Here is a 12,959-nt window from a genome sequence, read left to right on the forward strand (position 1 = left end):
AAAATGGCACTGCTCGACGTGGACGACCTCACCGTCACGTTCTCCCGGCGCGGCCAGCGCACCGTGCACGCCGTCGACGGGGTCTCCTTCTCGGTCGACGCCGGCGAGGTGGTCGGCCTGGTCGGCGAGTCCGGCTGCGGCAAGAGCGTCACCTCGCTGGCGATCATGGGCCTGCTGCCGAAGCACCGGGGCACCCGGATCGGCGGCAAGGCCGTCTTCGACGGCACCGACCTGCTCCAGCTCGACGACCGGTCCCGGCGCGACATCCGGGGCCGGGACGTGGCGATGATCTTCCAGGACCCGCTCTCCTCGCTGAACCCGGTCATCCCGATCGGGCTCCAGGTGACCGAGGTGCTCGCCCGGCACCGGGGCATGAAGGGGGACGCCGCGGCGAAGGAGGCCGCCGAGCTGCTCGACCGGGTCGGCATCCCCGACCCGCGCCGGCGGTTGAAGGAGTACCCCCACCAGCTCTCCGGCGGCATGCGCCAGCGTGCCCTGATCGCCATGGCGGTGGCCTGCAAGCCCCGGCTGCTGATCGCCGACGAGCCCACCACCGCCCTCGACGTGACCATCCAGGCGCAGATCCTGGAGCTGCTCAAGGAACTGGTCCGCGACTCGGGCACCGCACTGGTGATGATCACCCACGACCTCGGGGTGGTCGCCGGCATGTGCGACACGATCAACGTGCTCTACGGCGGTCGGGTGGTGGAGACCGCCCGCCGCCGGCCGCTGTTCGCCCAGCCCCGGCACCCGTACACCGTGGGTCTGCTCGGCTCGGTGCCGCGCCTGGACGCCGGGCGCGGCGAGCGCCTGACCCCCATCCCCGGCTCGGTACGCGACCTGCTTCCCTGGTCGGAGGGGTGCGCGTTCGCCCCACGCTGCGCCCGCCGGGTCGACGCCTGCGTGGGGGAACCGCCCGAGTTGGTGCTGACCCACGACGGCCGCAGCTACCGCTGCGTCAACCCGGCCCCGGTCCCGGGCAGCGAACCGCCCGCCGGCACCCGCCGTGAGGAGGACAAGGCGTGACCGAGAACGAGATCCTCGTCGAGGTACGCGACCTGAAGGTGCACTTCCCGATCACCCGGGGCGTGCTCTTCGACCGGGTGGTGGGCCACGTCAAGGCGGTCGACGGGGTCGACCTGGACATCCCCCGGGGCCGGACGTACGGGTTGGTCGGCGAGTCCGGCTGCGGCAAGTCCACGCTCGGCCGGGCGCTGCTCCAGCTCACTCCGCCCACCGGCGGCAAGGTGACGTTCGACGGCATCGACCTGACCCGGATGCCGCCGAACAAGCTGCGCGGCATGCGCCGCCGGATGCAGATGATCTTCCAGGACCCGATGTCGAGCCTGGACCCCCGGCAGAACGTCGAGTCGATCCTCACCGAGGGACTCCACGCGCACGGCATCGGCGACAGCCGGGACGAGCGTCGCCGGATCATCAGCGAGACGCTCGACGCGGTGGGACTGCCGCGCTGGGCGCTCTCCCGCTACCCGCACGAGTTCTCCGGCGGCCAGCGGCAGCGCATCGGCATCGCGCGGGCGCTGGTGCTCGGCCCCGAGCTGATCGTCGCCGACGAGCCGGTCTCCGCCCTGGACGTCTCCATCCAGGCCCAGGTGGTGAACCTCCTCGACGAACTCCAGGAGAACCTCGGCCTCACCTACCTGGTGATCGCGCACGACCTCGCGGTGGTGCGGCACATCTCCGACGTGGTGGGCGTGATGTACCTGGGCGCGCTGGTCGAGGAGGCGCCGAGCGACCGGCTCTACAGCGAGCCGCTGCACCCGTACACCCGGGCGTTGATGTCGGCGGTGCCGGTGCCCGACCCGGACGTGGAGGACCGGCGGGAGCGGATCCTGCTCGCCGGTGACCTGCCCTCACCGGCCAACCCGCCGTCCGGCTGCCGGTTCCACACCCGGTGCCCGTGGGCCCAGCCGACCCGCTGCGCGGACGAACGGCCGGCGCTGCGGCAGATCGGCCGCAGTCGGGTCGCCTGCCACTGGGCGGAACAGATCGCCAGCGGCGAGCTGCGCCCGCACCGGGTGGACGCCGAACTCGTCCGCCCGGCCGACGAGGGCGAGGCACCCGGAGTGGTCTCCGCCCCGACCGAGCCGGGCTCGTACGTGTGAGGTGGTAGCCGTACGTGTGAGGTGGTAGCAGGGGGCCCTTGTTACCGCTTTTTGCGGAGCAGGGGACCCCTGCAACCACCTCAGCGGGCGAGCAACCCCTGTACGGGGGAGAGGAGCAGGTGCGCGGGGACGGTCAGCCTTCGGGGCGGTGGAGCAGCGCGACGGCGACGCCGTGTACGGCGTCCAGGCCCGAGACGTCCGGCAGGGCCACCCGGCCGCCGGTCACCGAGTACCACTCGTCGGCCTCCCGGTACTGCACCCGCAGGGTGACCTGACCGGCGGCGAACTCGGTCCGCAGGGTCAGCTCCCCGGTCACCACGCCCACCTCGTCGGTCATCACCCCGCCGGGACCGGGCACGATGTCGGCGGTCCGGGTCTCCGGCCCGCCGACCGGCTCCGCCGTGGCGGTGTCCGGGGCCGGCGCTGGCGGCGTTCCGTCCGCCGCCGGGACCGGAGACGTTCCGTTCTCCGAGGTGGCCGCGGCACTTCCGGCCCCGGTACCGACCCGCTCGCTCACGCGCACTCCTCCAACATGTCCGCCAGCGCGGCCTTCTCGGCACTGGTCACCGAGAGCTGCCAGTGGTGCTTGACCGTCACCCAGCTCTCGGCGTACTCGCACCAGTACGAACGGTTCGCCGGCTTCCACTGCGACGGGTCCTGGTCACCCTTTGCCCGGTTGGAGGAGGCCGAAACGGCGATGAGCTGCGGTCGGGTCAGGTCGTTGGCGAACTCGCCCCGCTGCGTGTCGTCCCACTCGCTCGCCCCCGAACGCCACGCGTTCGCCAACGGCACCATGTGGTCGACGTCCACGTCGGACGGGTCGGTGAAGGCGCGGTTGTCGTACACGCTCTCCCAGCGGCCGGCGACCACGTTGCAGCCGGACCGTTTGATGTCGCTGCCGTCCCGCTCCAGGACGCTGTCCCGGACGTCGCAGTTCTTGCCGGTGTCCCGCCAGTGCGGGAACCGTTCCCGGCTGTAGCCCCGCATCGAACCGGCCTTCGCCACGGTCAGGGTCTCCAGCTTGTCGCTGGCGTTGCCGCCGCTGCCCGGGGGCGGGGCGTCCGGTTCCGTCACGGTGACGCAACCGGTGGCCCCGAGGGCGACTGCCGCGACGATCGCGGTCACCGCGAGGGCACGAGGTCCTGTTCTGGTATGTGGAGACGACACCCTTCAAGCTTGCGGGGTTCCGGAGGATCCGCACGGCAACGGCGGTGCGGTTTCGGCGTTTCGTGGCAACTCTCATATCCGAGAAGGCAGATTGGAGCCTATGACCGCCGCCTCGGCCACCCTGCGTACCGGCACCGCCGCCGGACGGGGGACGCTGCTCGCCGCCATCCTCGCCTCCGGCATGGTCTTCCTGGACTCGACCGTCGTGAACGTGGCCCTGCCCCGGCTCGGCGCCGACCTCGGGGCGACCGTCGCCGATCTTCAATGGACGATCAACGGCTACGCGCTGATGCTGGCCGCCTTCGTCCTGCTCGGCGGTGCCCTGGGTGACCGCTTCGGTCGACGCCGGGTCTTCCTGTACGGCGTGCTCTGGTTCGCCCTCGCCTCGGTGCTCTGCGGCCTGGCCCAGGGCACCGGCTGGCTGATCGTGGCCCGCATCCTCCAGGGCGCGGGCGGCGCGTTGCTCACCCCCGGGTCGCTGTCGGTGCTCCAGGCGAGCTTCCACCCGGACGACCGGGGCCGGGCGATCGGCACCTGGGCCGGGCTCTCCGGCGTTTCCACCGCGATCGGCCCGTTCGTCGGCGGCTGGCTGATCGACACTCTCTCCTGGCGGTGGATCTTCTTCGTCAACGTGGTCGTCGCCGTGCCGCTGGTGCTGATCGCGCTGCGGTGGATGCCGGAGAGCCGGGACGAGGACGTCGGGCGGCGCGGCGCACCCGGGCACCGCCGCCGGTTCGACGTGCTCGGGGCGCTGCTCGGCGCGCTGGGCCTGGCCGGGATCACGTACGCCCTGATCGACGCCCCCGGGCGCGGCGCGACCGCTCTGCCGGTCCTGGGGGCGGTGCTGGTCGGGGTGGTCGCGGCGACGGCCTTCGTGCTGGTCGAGCGGCGACGCGGGAACGGGGCGATGCTGCCGCCCACCCTGTTCCACAGCCGGCGCTTCACGGTGCTGAACATGTTCACCGTGGCGGTGTACGCGGCGCTCGGCGGCTTCACCTTCTTCCTCGCCGTCTACCTGCAGAACGTGGTCGGCTGGTCGGCGTTGCGGACCGGACTGGCCACCCTGCCGATGACCCTGCTGCTCCTGGTCGGCTCGGCCCGCGCCGGAGCGCTCGCCGGGCGGATCGGTCCCCGGCTGCCGTTGGCCGTGGGGCCGGTGATCGCCGCCGCCGGACTGTTGCTGCTGCGCGGGGTCGGGCCGGGTGCCTCGTACTGGACGGACGTGCTGCCCGGGGTGGCCCTGTTCGGCCTCGGCCTCACCCTGGTGGTGGCCCCGTTGACCGCCTCGGTGCTGGCCGCGGTCGCCGACCGCTTCGCCGGGGTGGCCAGCGGCTTCAACAACGCCGCCTCCCGGGTCGGCGGTCTGCTCGCGGTGGCCGCGCTGCCGTTGCTGGTCGGACTCTCCGGCACCGGCTACGAGCAGGCCGCCGAGTTGTCCCACGCGTACCGGGGCGCGCTGCTCTGGTGCGCGGGGCTCCTGCTGGCCGCCGCCCTGCTGGCCGGGCTCCTGCTGACCGGTGCCCCGGCCGCCGAACCGAACGCCGCCCCGGAAAAGCGGGACGAGAGGCAGGGGCTGAGCGGCGGGAAGCGGGACGAGAGGCGGGGCTGACCGGCGGGGGAGCGGGACGAGAGGCGGGGCTGGCCGACGGACAGGCGGACCGCGCCCGTCCGGCCTGGCGGAGACCGGCCCCGGACGCGCGGAAGGGCCCCCGCGCGACTGCGGGGACCCTTCCGGCTGCTCAGCGACGGGCGCGGTCTGACCGCGCTGGTCACCCTGCTCAGCGGCGGGCGCGGTTGACCGCGCTGGTCACCGCCTTCACCGAGGCGGTGACGATGTTCGCGTCCATGCCGACGCCCCAGACGGTCCGGCCGTCGACCTCGCACTCCACGTACGCGGCGGCCTGGGCGTCACCGCCCGAGGAGAGGGCGTGCTCGTGGTAGTCGAGCACCCGGACCGCCACGCCCAGCGACTGCAACGCGTTGACGTACGCGTCGATCGGGCCGTTGCCGATCGCGGCCAGGGCCCGGCGCTCCCCGCCGAAGTCGACCTGGGCGGAGATCTCGACCTTGCCCTCGGTGGTGCCGATCGTGTAGTCGGCCAGCGCCACCACCGGCGCGGCCTGGTGGTCGACCAGGTACTGGCTGGCGAAGATCGTCCACATGGTGGCGGGGTCGACCTCGCCGCCGCCGTGGTCGGTGACCTGCTGGATCACCCCGGAGAACTCGATCTGGAGCCGGCGGGGCAGGTCGAGCTGGTGCTCGGTCTTCATCACGTAGGCCACACCGCCTTTGCCGGACTGCGAGTTGACCCGGATGACCGCTTCGTAGGTGCGGCCCAGGTCCTTCGGGTCGATCGGCAGGTAGGGCACGGCCCAGGCGAACTCGTCGACCGGCACCCCGGCCGCCGCCGCGTCGGCGTGCAGCGCGTCGAAGCCCTTCTTGATCGCGTCCTGGTGGGAACCGGAGAAGGCGGTGTAGACCAGGTCACCGGCGTACGGGTGACGCTCGTGCACGGGCAGCTGGTTGCAGTACTCGACGGCCCGCTTGATCTCGTCGATCCGGGAGAAGTCGATCTGCGGGTCGACGCCCTGCGAGAAGAGGTTCAGCCCCAGCGTCACCAGGTCGACGTTGCCGGTGCGCTCGCCGTTGCCGAAGAGGCAGCCCTCGACGCGGTCCGCCCCGGCCAGCAGGCCCAGCTCGGCGGCGGCCACGCCGGTGCCCCGGTCGTTGTGCGGGTGCAGGCTCAGCACCAGGCTGTCCCGTCGGGGCAGCCGCCGGTGCATCCACTCGATCGAGTCGGCGTACAGGTTCGGGGTGGCCATCTCGACGGTGGCCGGCAGGTTGATGATCAGCGGCCGGGCCGGCGTCGGGTCGATCACCTCGATCACCGCCGCGCAGACCTCCAGCGCGTAGTCCAGCTCCGTGCCGGTGTACGACTCGGGGGAGTACTCGTAGAAGACGTCGGTGTCCGGCGTGTGGATCTCGGCGTACTTCCGGCACAGCCGGGCACCCTGCGTGGCGATGTCGGTGATGCCCGCCCGGTCCAGCCCGAAGACCACCCGACGCTGGAGCGTCGAGGTGGAGTTGTAGAAGTGCACGATGGCCCGCTTCGCGCCACGCAGCGACTCGAAGGTCCGGTCGATCAGGTGCTCCCGGCACTGGGTGAGCACCTGGATGGTGACGTCGTCCGGGATCAGGTCCTGCTCGATGAGCTGCCGGACGAAGTCGTAGTCGGTCTGGCTGGCCGACGGGAAGCCGACCTCGATCTCCTTGTAGCCCATCTGCACCAGGAGCTGGAACATCCGGCGCTTGCGCTCCGGGGACATCGGGTCGATCAGCGCCTGGTTGCCGTCGCGCAGGTCGACCGCGCACCAGCGGGGGGCGGCCTCGATGTGCCGGCTCGGCCACTGCCGGTCCGGCAGGTCGATCCGGAACTGCTGCTGGTACGGCTGGTACCGGTGGTGCGGCATGCGGCTGGGCTGCTGCCGGGCGATCGGGTCGGCAGCGGCGGAACGGGTGTCGTGGGTGGCGGGGTCGACCGTTACCCGGGAATCGGGTTCGACGTCGTTGGTGCCGGCGGACTGGGCCATGGCGGAATGCTCCCGTTGATCATGTGGCGTCAGCGTCGAAAGGTCGGCGTCGGTGCCGACGAGTGGGGTCGGACCCGGATCGGTCCGGACGAGTTCGGTGTGCTGGACGGCGCGCGTCAGACCCGCGACGAGGTGCCGGCCGGATGGGCCTCGTCGCGGCAAGGAAGGAGGAGGCTCGCCTGCCACATGATATTGGTGACCCTACGTGATCAGGTTGGCTCACGGAAATGACCTTCCGGACTATGAGACGAAGCCGACAACCTCCAGCTCAGCCTGGCGACGGCCCGAGCAGCAGATCGGTGACGGGGTGTCGGTGGCGCAGCTCGGTCTCCCGTCGGCGCAGGTCCCCGGGGAGGGAGAGCGGATCGCCGAGTCGCCCGATCGCCACCACGACGTGTGGGCGGACGTCGTCGGGCAGCGCCAGGTCGACGGCGAGCCCGGCCCGGTCGAAGCCGGTCATCTGGTGCACGTGCAGGCCGATCGCGCCGGCCTGCACGGTCAGGTGCGCCACCGCCTGCCCCAGGTCGTAGACCGCCTGTGCCTGGTCGTGTGCGGCCCGCGTCGGGTCGTCCCCCGGTGCTGCCTGGTCGTGTGTGCCCCGCGCCCGGTCGTCCCCCGGCTGTGCCTGGTCGTGTGCGGCCCGCCCGGGCTCGCGGGTGGCCGGTGCCGGCGCGGCCGGGTTGGGGACGGCCACAGTCGGTGCCGCCGGCCGCAGGTACGCGCCGAGGAGCAGGGCCGAGGCCGGTCCCGCCCAGCGCTGGTTCTCGGCGGCCAGGTGCACGAAGAGCCGCTTGTACGCCTCGTCGCCTCGTCGCCCCAGAAGGAACCGCCACGGCTGGCGGTTCCCCGCCGAGGGCGCCCAGCGGGCCGCCTCCAGCAGGGAGGCGGCCTCACCGTCGGTGAGCTCCACCGACGGGTCGAACGCGTGCGGGCTCCAGCGTGCGGCGAGCAGCGGGGAGAGTTCGGCCATGGGTCCGAGCTTTCCCTACCGCGTCACGCATTGGAACGGAAGCGCGACCTGGTGTGATCAACCGCACCCGTGTCGTGACGGCGGCTCAGGGCGTCGGGCCGGGATCGGTGCCCGACTCTCCCGGGGTGGGGGCGGCGACGTCGACCGGTTCACCTTCGGTCACCGGTCCGGCCAGCTGCACCGTCGCCGGGGCGGCGGCGGGCGGGCCGGCGAGCCGGAGCGTGCCGAGGGCGGTCCGGACGGCGGTCGGCGTGCCGTCCGCCTCGTAGCAGTAGATCCCGACGTCGAGCGGGGGGTTGAGCGACGCCGAGGTGGATTCCACCGAGTAGCAGGTCCCGGTGGTGCCGGGCAGCGGCTTGCTGACCGACACCGCGAGTGGGGCCTGGCGGTCGGTGAGGACGTCCAGCCAGTCGGTGAACGGGTGCTGCACCCGGGGGTCCAGCCGGCGGGGGATCGTGTCGTCCGGGTCGCCGAGGCGTACGCAGCCGGCCGGCTCGGGACGGGTCGCCGAGGGCAGCGTGCACTGGAAGAGCCCCTCGGCGGTGCTGACCAGCGACACGTCCACGGTGCCGCCGAGGGCCCAGCCCGGCACGTCGACCCGCCAACTGCCGTCGTTGGCGTTGGTCACGGTGATCGTCCGGGTGGACCCGTCGTCGGTGGTGAGGGTGTACTGGGCGGTCAGGTGGCGGTCCTGGGCGGCTGCCGCGAGGGCGGCCAGGTCGTCGCGCGCGCCATCCGCGCGGGCCGGTGTCGGGCTGCCCCCGGCGGGCTCGGGCGGTTCGGTCGAGGGCTCCTCGGAGGTGCAGCCGGCCAGGGAGGCTCCGGCGAGCAGGAGGGGGACGGTGAGCGCGAGCAGGACGGTCGGTCGACGGCGCGCGGCGCGGAGGTGGACACCGGTAGGCACCCGCCCATTCTCCGCCTCCGGCGCCGTCCGGTGGGAGCCCGGAAGGCCACGGCCCGCACGGCGTGTCGCACCGGCGGCCGATGTGGCGTCGACCGCTCCCGGGCCGGATCGTGGGATCACCTGACCTGCCGGACAGAGCCGCCCGATACCCTGGGTAGGTCTGACCCGCGCCGCCGGCCACTCACCCGGCGGCGTCGGCACGCTCAGGGCTGCTGGGAGGGAGTGCGCCGTCGTGGCACTCGTGGTGCAGAAGTACGGCGGGTCCTCCGTCGCCAACGCGGAGCGGATCAAGCGGGTGGCCGAACGGATCGTCGCCGCCCGCAAGGCCGGTGACGACGTGGTCGTCGTGGTCTCCGCGATGGGGGACACCACCGACGAACTCCTCGACCTGGCCAACCAGGTCAGCCCGCTGCCGCCGGGGCGGGAACTGGACATGCTGCTCACCGCCGGGGAGCGGATCTCCATGGCGCTGCTCGCCATGGCCATCCACAACCTCGGGTACGAAGCCCGCTCGTTCACCGGATCGCAGGCCGGGGTGATCACCACCTCGGTGCACGGCAAGGCGCGGATCATCGACGTCACCCCGGGCCGGCTCAAGGGCGCGCTCGACGAGGGCGCGGTGGTGATCGTGGCCGGTTTCCAGGGCGTCTCCCAGGACACCAAGGACGTCACCACGCTGGGCCGGGGCGGTTCCGACACCACCGCCGTGGCGCTCGCCGCGGCGCTCGACGCCGACGTCTGCGAGATCTACACCGACGTCGACGGGATCTTCACCGCCGACCCACGGATCGTGCCCAACGCCCGGCACATCAAGCAGATCACCTACGAGGAGATGCTGGAACTGGCCGCCTGTGGGGCGAAGGTGCTCCACCTGCGCAGCGTGGAGTACGCCCGTCGCGCAGGGTTGCCGATCCACGTCCGTTCGTCATACTCGACCAACACCGGCACCATGGTCACCGGATCGATGGAGGACCTTCCTGTGGAGCAAGCACTGATCACCGGGGTCGCCCACGACCGCAGCGAGGCGAAGATCACCATCGTCGGGGTGCCGGACGAGCCGGGAGCGGCCGGCCGGATCTTCGACACCGTGGCCGGTGCCGAGATCAACATCGACATGATCGTGCAGAACGTCTCCACCGAGGGCACCGGACGGACGGACATCTCGTTCACCCTGCCCAAGACGGACGGCCCGACCGCGATGGCCGCGCTCAACAAGATCCAGGAGTCGGTCAAGTTCAAGGGCCTGCTCTACGACGACCACGTGGGCAAGGTGTCGCTGATCGGCGCCGGCATGCGCTCCCACCCCGGCGTGGCCGCCGGGTTCTTCGCCGCGCTCGGCGCGGCCGGGGTCAACATCGAGATGATCTCCACCTCGGAGATCCGGGTCTCCGTGGTCTGCCGGGACACTGACCTCGACGTGGCCGTGCGGGCCATCCACGACACGTTCGAACTCGGTGGTGACGAAGAAGCCGTGGTCTACGCGGGAACCGGGCGGTAGCGCCGATGGCGCCGCTGCCCACCCTCGCCGTGGTCGGGGCGACCGGTGCGGTCGGCACCGTGATGTGCGAGCTGCTCTCCGCCCGCAAGAACGTGTGGGGCGAGATCCGCCTGATCGCCTCGCCGCGCTCGGCCGGGCGAAAGGTGCGCTGCCGGGGTGAGGAACTGGTCGTCCAGGCGCTGACGCCGGAGGCGTTCGACGGCGTGGACGTGGCCATGTTCGACGTGCCCGACGAGGTCTCCGCCGAGTGGGCGCCGGTCGCGGTCAGCCGGGGCGCGGTCGCGGTGGACAACTCCGGGGCGTTCCGGATGGACCGCGACGTCCCGCTGGTGGTGCCCGAGATCAACCCGGACCAGGTGCGCAACCGGCCGAAGGGGATCATCGCCAACGCGAACTGCACCACCCTCGCGATGATCGTCGCCGTCGCGCCGCTGCACCGCGAGTACGGCCTGCGCGAGCTGGTGCTCTCCTCGTACCAGGCGGTGTCCGGAGCGGGGCAGGCCGGGGTGGACACCCTGCACACCCAGCTCGGCAAGATCGCCGGGGACCGCGCGCTCGGCTCCCGCCCCGGCAACGTACGCCAAGCGGTGGGGGACGAGCTGGGCCCGTTCCCCGCGCCGCTGGCGCTGAACGTGGTCCCCTGGGCCGGCTCGCTCGCCGACGGCGGCTGGTCCTCCGAGGAGATGAAGCTGCGCAACGAGTCGCGCAAGATCCTCGGACTGCCCGACCTCAAGGTCTCCGCCACCTGCGTACGGGTGCCGGTGGTGACCGGGCACTCCGTGGCCGTGCACGCCGTCTTCGCCGCCGAGGTGGACGCCGAGGGCGCCCGTGAGGCGCTGCGCAACGCGCCCGGGGTGATCCTGGTCGACGATCCGGCCTCGGGCGAGTTCCCGATGCCGATCGACGCGGTCGGCACCGACCCCTCCTGGGTCGGCCGGATCCGCCGCGCTCTCGACGACCCGCGCGCCCTGGACCTCTTCGTCACCGGCGACAACCTCCGCAAGGGGGCCGCCCTGAACACCGCGCAGATCGCCGAGCTGCTCGCCGCCGAGTTCCGCACCCGCTGAGTTCCGCGCCCACCTCAGTTCCGCGCCGGCCGAGTGCGCCCGCCGGAGCTTTGCCGGGTGGTAGCAGGGGACCCCTGTTACCGCTTTTTGATGAGCAGGGGTCCCCTGCTACCACGAAACACCTCAGCTACCGCCTCAGGGCGGTGAGCCGCCACTACGCGGCGGCGAGCTGGACGCCGTCGCGTCCTCGGCGTTTGACGGCGTAGAGGGCCTGGTCGGCGCGGCGCAGCGTCGACTCGGGGGACTCGCCGGGCCGGGGGAGGGCCACTCCGACGCTGATCGTCTGGCCGGTGCCCCGGGCCGCCTGGGTGAGTCGCTCGGCGATCCGGACCGCCTCGTCCGGGCGGCTCACCTCGAGCACCGCCACGAACTCGTCCCCGCCGATGCGGTACAGCTCGTCCCCCTGGCGGAGCGCCGCCTCCAGGGCCCGGGCCAGTCCGACCAGCAGCCGGTCGCCCGCCTGGTGCCCGTACGTGTCGTTGACGCTCTTGAAGCCGTCCACGTCGATCGCCAGCAGGGCGGTACGTCCCGGCGTGGCGGTGGCGATCCGCTCGCCGAACGGCCCGGTGTGCCGCAGTCCGGTGAGCGGGTCGGAGCTGGCCCGCTCGCGCAACCGGGCCAGGGTGCGCAGCCGGTCCAGGGAGGTCCACGCCTGCCCGGCCAGCAACTCGATCAGGTTGACCGTGGTCGGGTCCGGTTGGAGCAGTCGCTCGTCGGCCACGAGCAGGACGCCACCGGCGTCGGGCGGTCCGAACGGCACGGTGATCAGCGTGCGGACGCCGGCCCGGGCCAGCGGCTGGTGCTCCTCGGTCGGCGGGTGTCCCGCCTCGCCCAGGGTGTAGCCGGCACCGTACCGGTGTGCCCGGCTCATCATCCGGCCCAGCGGTTCCGGGCCCGCCTCGACCAGTTCGGCCCGCACCCGGCCCTCCAGTTCGCCGGGCACGCGGGGCGGGGCTCCGAGCCGGGGGCCGTCCGGACCGGGCAGGACCAGCACGGCCGCGGAGAGCGTGGAGACGTCCCGGGCCGCGCAGATCGCCGCGGTCATCAGGTCCCACTCGGTCGGTGCGGCGGTCAGCGCGGCAGCGTGCCGGAGCATCTTCTCACCGCGTGTCTCGGCCGGCGGGCCGCCCAACGCCACGATCCGCGCGCCGAGCCGGGTGGCGATCCGTTCTGCGGTCTCCCGCCACGGCCCCAGCTCCACCGGCTTGCACCACTGGAGGTCCAGCACGCCCAGGGGCCGGCCCGCCGGGTCGACCACCGGCACGCAGATCTCGGCGGTCACGTCCGGTCGGACGGGCAGATAGTCCGGGTCGTCGGCGACCCGGGCCACGGTGACCCCGGTGCCCGAGGCGTAGACCCGGCCGACGATGCCCGCCTTCGGTGGCACGGTCGCGTAGACCTGCCAGGAGCCGGTCGCCGCGACGCAGCGCAGCCGGTCGTGGACCTGGAGCAGGACGGAGATGGTCGCCGGGGCGTACCGGGAGAGGGTGCTGACAACCCACTGGCACGCCTCGACCGCGGTGGACGCCATCGGCAGGCGCACCGTGACGTCACGGATGACTCGGTCCAGGTCCACGTGGGCGTCGTTCCAGGTCGGGGGCGGGTGAGCGGCCATCAGCCGCACGACCAAGGTTACC

Annotated in this window: 11 protein-coding genes; 5 read left to right on the top strand and 6 right to left on the bottom strand. The window is 72.5% G+C overall.

The features are described from left to right. The first annotated feature begins 3 nt into the window (after positions 1–3). Together QSK20_RS25575 and QSK20_RS25580 are read left to right on the top strand one after the other, a co-directional pair. Positions 4–1,026 carry an ABC transporter ATP-binding protein gene (locus QSK20_RS25575; RefSeq protein WP_285791156.1) on the top strand — a complete coding sequence of 341 codons (1,023 nt, stop codon included), beginning with the start codon at positions 4–6 and terminating at the stop codon, positions 1,024–1,026. Beyond that, positions 1,023–2,126, top strand: coding sequence for an ABC transporter ATP-binding protein (locus tag QSK20_RS25580; RefSeq protein WP_285791157.1), 1,104 nt, complete (start codon positions 1,023–1,025; stop codon positions 2,124–2,126). The genes QSK20_RS25575 and QSK20_RS25580 overlap by 4 nt, the downstream gene beginning before the upstream one ends. Before the next feature lie 133 nt (positions 2,127–2,259). Here QSK20_RS25580 and QSK20_RS25585 read toward each other — a convergent pair whose 3' ends face one another. Continuing rightward, on the bottom strand, positions 2,260–2,649 hold the full coding sequence (locus QSK20_RS25585; RefSeq protein ID WP_285791158.1) for a hypothetical protein: 390 nt from the start codon (positions 2,647–2,649) through the stop codon (positions 2,260–2,262). Further along, positions 2,640–3,251, bottom strand: a complete 612-nt coding sequence (locus QSK20_RS25590; RefSeq protein WP_502889021.1) for an HNH endonuclease family protein — start codon at positions 3,249–3,251, stop codon at positions 2,640–2,642. The genes QSK20_RS25585 and QSK20_RS25590 overlap by 10 nt, the downstream gene beginning before the upstream one ends. Before the next feature lie 142 nt (positions 3,252–3,393). On the opposite strand from QSK20_RS25590, the gene QSK20_RS25595 reads away from it, so the two are divergent. Then, positions 3,394–4,902 (top strand): MFS transporter, encoded by a 1,509-nt coding sequence (locus QSK20_RS25595; protein WP_285791160.1) that lies wholly within the window; start codon positions 3,394–3,396, stop codon positions 4,900–4,902. Between the two features lie 169 nt (positions 4,903–5,071). Here the strand turns inward: QSK20_RS25595 and leuA are convergent, their stop codons facing one another. From leuA to QSK20_RS25610, 3 genes are all read right to left on the bottom strand, one after another. Beyond that, the gene (gene leuA, locus QSK20_RS25600) at positions 5,072–6,763 is read right to left on the bottom strand and encodes a 2-isopropylmalate synthase (protein ID WP_285791247.1); all 1,692 of its coding nucleotides are present in this window, start codon (positions 6,761–6,763) and stop codon (positions 5,072–5,074) included. A 388-nt stretch (positions 6,764–7,151) separates the two neighbouring features. After that, a complete protein-coding gene (locus QSK20_RS25605; protein WP_285791161.1) occupies positions 7,152–7,853 on the bottom strand; it encodes a nitroreductase family protein in 702 nt (233 codons plus the stop codon). A gap of 85 nt (positions 7,854–7,938) precedes the next feature. Continuing rightward, entirely contained in the window at positions 7,939–8,757 is an 819-nt protein-coding gene (locus QSK20_RS25610) for a hypothetical protein (protein WP_285791162.1), read from the bottom strand. A 232-nt stretch (positions 8,758–8,989) separates the two neighbouring features. On the opposite strand from QSK20_RS25610, the gene QSK20_RS25615 reads away from it, so the two are divergent. Both QSK20_RS25615 and QSK20_RS25620 read left to right on the top strand, forming a co-directional pair. After that, positions 8,990–10,255, top strand: a complete 1,266-nt coding sequence (locus tag QSK20_RS25615; RefSeq protein WP_088981685.1) for an aspartate kinase — start codon at positions 8,990–8,992, stop codon at positions 10,253–10,255. A gap of 5 nt (positions 10,256–10,260) precedes the next feature. Then, entirely contained in the window at positions 10,261–11,322 is a 1,062-nt protein-coding gene (locus tag QSK20_RS25620; RefSeq protein ID WP_285791163.1) for an aspartate-semialdehyde dehydrogenase, read from the top strand. A gap of 154 nt (positions 11,323–11,476) precedes the next feature. Here the strand turns inward: QSK20_RS25620 and QSK20_RS25625 are convergent, their stop codons facing one another. Beyond that, a complete protein-coding gene (locus tag QSK20_RS25625; protein WP_285791164.1) occupies positions 11,477–12,937 on the bottom strand; it encodes a GGDEF domain-containing protein in 1,461 nt (486 codons plus the stop codon). Positions 12,938–12,959 lie beyond the last annotated feature (22 nt).

The sequence above is a fragment of the Micromonospora sp. NBRC 101691 genome (genome assembly GCF_030269285.1).
Classification (GTDB): domain Bacteria; phylum Actinomycetota; class Actinomycetes; order Mycobacteriales; family Micromonosporaceae; genus Micromonospora; species Micromonospora echinospora.